The sequence below is a fragment of the Clostridium aquiflavi genome, from assembly GCF_031344075.1.
Taxonomy (GTDB): Bacteria; Bacillota; Clostridia; order Clostridiales; family Clostridiaceae; genus Clostridium; species Clostridium aquiflavi.
In genome coordinates, this window is the sequence record NZ_JAVJAN010000078.1 from 1 (window position 1) to 5,141 (window position 5,141).

A 5,141-nucleotide genomic window follows, 5' to 3' on the forward strand; every position below is an offset into this window, starting at 1 on the left:
TCAATGGTGGAGCACTCGGCTGTTAACCGATAGGTTGGAGGTTCGAGTCCTCTTCGCGGAGCCATTTTTTTTATCTAAAAATAATATAAATTTAATCATGTTTATATATGATAATAAAATACATAGCTTTTCTTAGGAGTTTTATAAAAGTAGATAAAGTCTATTTTTATAAAACTCTTTTTTGTTTCAATAAAAAGAGTTTATATTTTAAAATAACATATATATTAAGAATAGGAGGTTTTTTACTTGACATCTAAAAGCCTTTTGATAAAATTAATATATAATTGAATATACACAGTGAAAAAGATTAGTAGTTTTAATGTTTTTTTAGAGAGATGATGTTTGGTGGAAATCATTATAATATTAAAATGAATGGAACTTTTGAGTGTAATGAGAAGAAAGTCGGGCTTAAGCTAAGAAGGGTGGAACCGCGGAATTAATATTTCGTCCCTTTATGGTTATAGGGCTTTTTTTATTTTATGAAAATAAATTGGAGGTAAGAAAGAATGGCAGTAGAAAAGACAATGGATAAGATTGTAGCTCTTTGTAAAAATAGAGGCTTTGTATTCCCGGGATCAGATATATATGGTGGATTGGCGAACTCATGGGATTACGGTCCTTTAGGAGTAGAATTTAAAAATAACGTTAAAAAAGCTTGGTGGAAGAAGTTTGTACAAGAAAGTCATTATAATGTAGGACTTGATTCAGCTATATTAATGAACAGTGATGTTTGGGTAGCATCAGGTCATGTTGGTGGATTCTCAGATCCATTAATGGATTGTAAAGAATGTAAAGCTAGATTTAGAGCTGATAAAATAGTTGAAGATCATATGACTGAAAATGGTGCAGAAGTAGCATCTGCTGATGGCTGGACTAATGAACAATTAAAAGAATACATTGAAAGTAACAACATAGTTTGTCCTAAGTGTGGAAAGATGAATTACACAGACATAAGAAAGTTCAATCTTATGTTTAAAACATTCCAAGGTGTTACAGAAGATGCTAAATCAGAAATTTATTTAAGACCAGAAACAGCTCAAGGTATATTTGTAAACTTTAAAGCTGTACAAAGAAGTTCTAGAAAAAAAGTACCATTTGGAATAGCTCAAATAGGTAAATCATTTAGAAATGAAATTACTCCAGGAAACTTTACGTTCAGAACAAGAGAATTTGAACAAATGGAATTGGAATTTTTCTGTAAGCCAGGAACAGATTTAGAATGGCATAAGTATTGGAAAGATTATTGTTGGAATTTCTTACTTAATTTAAATGTAAAAACTGAAAACTTAAGAATGAGAGATCATGGTGAAGAGGAATTGTCTTTCTATTCTAATGCAACATCTGATATAGAATATTTATTCCCATTTGGTTGGGGTGAACTTTGGGGTATAGCTGATAGAACAGACTATGACTTAAAAAAGCATCAAGAACATTCAGGTCAAGATTTAAATTACCTAGATCAAACTACTAATGAAAAGTATATACCTTATGTTATAGAACCATCATTAGGTGCAGATAGAGTTACTTTAGCATTTTTAATTGAAGCTTATGATGAAGAAGAATTAGATGGAGGAGATTCTAGAACTGTATTACATTTACATCCAGCACTAGCTCCATTTAAAGCGGCTATATTACCACTTTCTAAAAAGCTTTCAGAAAATGCTTTAGAGGTATATTCTAACTTAAGCAAAAAATTCAATATTGATTTTGATGAAACAGGAAGTATAGGAAAGAGATATAGAAGACAAGATGAAATAGGAACTCCATATTGTATAACAATAGATTTTGATACATTAGAAGATCAATGTGTTACTATAAGAAATAGAGATACTATGGAGCAAGAAAGAATTAAAATATCTGAATTAGAAGTTTATATAGAAAAAAGCTTAGAATTTTAATTTGAATTTTTTATAAAGTAATATTTGTTATAGGTCATTTTAAGCTAGGACAGTTCTTAGTTTAAAATGACTTTTTACACATGTGATAAAATATGAAAATAATAATGTTATAATTTATAACATATGGGGAATTTTAATAATATATAAATAGTATAAGTTATAATCATATTTGTTTGGAGGCAAAACATGAAAGATGATTTTAAAAAATTTAAAGATTTTATATACAAAAAAAGAGTTGGGGTTGTAGGAATAGGAGTAAGCAATATTCCTCTTATCAATTTTTTAATTAAATTAGGTGCAGAAGTAACAGCATTTGATAAAAAAACAGAAGAAGAATTAGGAGAAGTATCTTCTGATTTTAAAAATAAAGGTGTAAATCTAGAGCTTGGAGAGAATTATTTAGATAAACTTACAGGATTTGATGTTGTTTTTAAAACTCCATCTATGAGAATAGATAGTGAATGTTTAGTTAAAGTTAAAAAAGAAGGTGCATATGTAACTTCTGAAATGGAAGAGTTCGTAAGATATTGTAAGGCTAAGATATATGGAATAACAGGAAGTGACGGAAAAACTACTACAACTACTATAGTATCTAAAATGCTACAAGAAGAAGGATATAAAACTTGGGTTGGAGGTAATATAGGAACGCCTCTATTTTCTCAAATTGAAGAAATAAAGGCAGAAGATAGAGTTGTACTTGAATTATCAAGTTTTCAATTAATGACTATGAATCTACCAATGGATATAGCAGTATGTACTAATTTGGCTCCAAACCATTTAGATATGCATAAGGATATGCAAGAGTATATTGATGCTAAGAAAAATATATTCTTATACCAAGACACTAATAATGTATTAGTAATAAATCGTGAAAATGAAATCACTTATGGATTTGAAGATGAAGCAAAAGGAATGGTAAGAGAATTTAGTTCTAAGAGAGAAATAAAAGATGGTGCTTACTATAAAGATGGGATTCTATATGTAGACAGTAAAGAAGTTTGTAAAAAAGACAATATAGTTATAAAAGGTATGCATAATGTAGAAAATTATTTAGCTGCATTTATAGCTACTAAAGATGATGTATCTATAGAAAGCATGAAAAAAGTTGCAGAAAGCTTTAACGGAGTTGAACATAGATGTGAACTTGTTAGAGAAATAAATGGAGTAAAGTATTATAATGATTCAATAGCTTCAAGTCCAACTAGAACACTAGCAGGTCTTAAAGCTTTTGATAAAAAGGTTATATTGATAGCAGGGGGATACGATAAGCATTTATTGTTTGAACCATTAGCAAATGAAGGATATCCATATATAAAGGAATTAATCTTATTAGGTCAAACTAAAGAAAAGATAAAAGAAGTGTTTAAGAAATTAGAAAACAATACAGGAATAAAAATAAACATTTCAGAAGTAAGTACTTTAGAAGAAGCAGTTGAAAAAGCACAAAGTTTAGCAAAAGAAGGTGATATAGTTACATTATCACCAGCTTGTGCATCTTTTGATATGTTCCCTAACTTTATGATTAGAGGAAATAAATTTAAAGAGATAGTTAGTAATTTATAATGTATTATTTTAAAAACATCTAGATAATTTAGTATAAAGTTCATGTACAGAGGAAATCATTTTAATATCAATGAAAAGTAAAAACAGAATGATTTAAAACATAGCCCAATAATAAAGAAAAGACTGATGATACTAGAATACCATCAGTCTTTTTGTCTAATTTTTTGCAGAAAATTGATAATAATATATATTATTAATATTTATAGATTTTTCATAAAATATTCCTGAGCTAGTTAAATAATAATTATTTAGAGATTCAGAAATATACGGCTTTGAATCAACTTTAGAATTAGGTAAATCTACAGATAAAGAATATAAATAATTTGAGTCATCATTATTTATGAAAAATAATTGATTATTTATAGACTTTAAATTCTCTCCACGTAAAGTTGAAATTCTTTTTGATTCTAAAGTTGTTATATTTAATGAATATAATGTTTCGTTATCAGATGTATTAAAAAATAAGATTTCTCCATCAAATGGAATAAAACTATTAGCAGTATAATCAGTTAATTTAGTTCTATTAGTACCATCATTTTTAACGTAATAAAGCTTTGAATTATCACTTAAGTTTTGATAGATTAAAAAATCTCCATTAACTATAAAAGATCCAACACTATCTAAAGATAATGCAGAAGATGTATTTTTACTTATATCATAACTGTATAATTTCTGATTATCATTTTTATTTATGTAAAATAATTTATCGTTTGAAGAAATTAAACTATAAACAGAATCTTTATTTAAAGAGGTATATGTTTTATCAGAAACATTTATAGAAGATAGTCCATTGCTATTACTTCCATCTGCAAAATAAAGAGTACTATTTACTAAAGCTAAGTCACCAGTATAATAATCAACTAGATCGTTTAAATCACTACTTTTCAATATATCCTTTGGAAGAGGAGCATTTATCATTGAAATTCTATTGTTCTCATCTGGATTAGGAAATATTAATGTATCATTGTTAAATACAAATGGACAACGAAAAGAAGTTGAGTCAGTTAATATAAATGGTGAAATTGAATTGGATGTTAACTCGCTGGATGAAGAAATTGTTGAAGTTGATTTATCAACGCTTTTTTTTTCTTCTTGTTTAGTACAACCTACTATAAACAAAGTAGAACATAATAAAAGTAAGCTTAATATTTTTTTTATCATAAAAAATCCCCCCAAGTAGTATATTAAAGGTTAATTTAATAATTTTTATTAACATTTATAGTATTAATATTATGATAACTTGCGCAAAGAGTAAAGAATATATGTAGTGTTTTAGGGTGGTAAAATGTAATGTGGGAATAAAAAGGCAATAACTCACCCACGTGTATCAATATATGTAAAAGTTAAATAAATGAAGGTAAATAGAGAAAAATTCGTTTAATTTATTATAATAAGCTAAAATAAATGTATATAACAATACATAATCATGATATCATAATATCCGTTGTGAGCGATAAATAAATGTCGAAGCAACAGTGCAAAATTAGTTGAAAGTTGATTAAAAATATTTGAAAAAAATGTTGACAACTAAAACTGATAATGTTATTATAATAAAGCGGTCGAAAGACAGCGAAGATCTTTGAAAATTGAACAGAACAAGAAACATTAAAATAAACCAGCAATTCTTTATTTGAGTAAGTCAAGATTAAACTTTTTATTGAGAGTTTGATCCTGGCTCAG

General features: G+C 27.3%; 3 protein-coding genes and 1 other annotated feature. Of the genes, 2 read left to right on the plus strand and 1 reads right to left on the minus strand.

Translation table 11 applies throughout. The features are described from left to right. The first annotated feature begins 288 nt into the window (after positions 1-288). Positions 289-455 (plus strand) — a binding site (T-box leader). 51 nt (positions 456-506) lie between these two features. Further along, positions 507-1,898 (plus strand): glycine--tRNA ligase, encoded by a 1,392-nt coding sequence (locus RGC78_RS15815; RefSeq protein WP_252215883.1) that lies wholly within the window; start codon positions 507-509, stop codon positions 1,896-1,898. A 186-nt stretch (positions 1,899-2,084) separates the two neighbouring features. Then, positions 2,085-3,461, plus strand: a complete 1,377-nt coding sequence (gene murD, locus RGC78_RS15820) for a UDP-N-acetylmuramoyl-L-alanine--D-glutamate ligase (RefSeq protein ID WP_309556941.1) — start codon at positions 2,085-2,087, stop codon at positions 3,459-3,461. A gap of 156 nt (positions 3,462-3,617) precedes the next feature. Here murD and RGC78_RS15825 read toward each other — a convergent pair whose 3' ends face one another. Continuing rightward, complete coding sequence (locus tag RGC78_RS15825) at positions 3,618-4,622, minus strand: DUF5050 domain-containing protein (RefSeq protein WP_252224264.1); 1,005 nt, start codon at positions 4,620-4,622, stop codon at positions 3,618-3,620. Positions 4,623-5,141 lie beyond the last annotated feature (519 nt).